This is a genomic window from Rhizobium sp. 01T444 (genome assembly GCF_056398305.1).
Map to the genome: position 1 here is coordinate 1 of NZ_JBFTPD010000224.1, position 651 is coordinate 651.

Annotated in this window: 1 protein-coding gene; it reads left to right on the forward strand. The window is 70.3% G+C overall.

The genetic code is table 11. From position 1 onward, the window contains the following. Positions 1-651, forward strand: a 651-nt coding sequence (locus AC1DTN_RS38100; RefSeq protein ID WP_477925338.1) for an electron transfer flavoprotein subunit alpha/FixB family protein, incomplete at both ends; no start/stop codon positions are given.

Below are 651 nucleotides of genomic sequence, written 5' to 3' on the forward strand. Positions count from 1 at the left end.
CGCCTGCGGCGGCGAGGTCCACGTGCTGGTGGCCGGCGCCAATGCCGCCGAAGCGGCCAAGGCGGCCGCGCAGATCGTCGGCGTCACCAAGGTGATTGCCGCCGACAGCGCCTCGCTGGCCGAGAACCTGGCGGAGAACGTCGCAGCCCAGGTGCTCGCCATTGYCAGGAACTACAGCCACATCCTGTTCCCCTCGACCGCCAACGGCAAGAACGTGGCGCCGCGCGTGGCCGCCCTGCTCGACGTGGCGCAGATCAGCGACATCACCAAGGTCGACAGCCCCGACACCTTCGAGCGCCCGATCTACGCGGGCAACGCGATCGCCATGGTGCAGAGCAGCGACGCGATCAAGGTCATCACCGTGCGCACGACCGGCTTCGACCCGGCGGCGGCGACCGGCGGCAGCGCCACGGTCGAGAACGCCGAAGGCGTGGCCGACAGCGGCAAGTCGAGCTTCATCGGCCGCGAGGTCACCAAGAGTGACCGACCCGAACTGACGGCGGCCAAGATCATCGTCTCGGGCGGCCGGGCGCTGGGCAGCGCGGAGAAGTTCACCGAGGTGATGACRCCGCTGGCCGACAAGCTCAACGCGGGCCTGGGCGCGCGCCGCGCGGCAGTGGACGCGGGCTATGCGCCCAACGACTGGCAAGT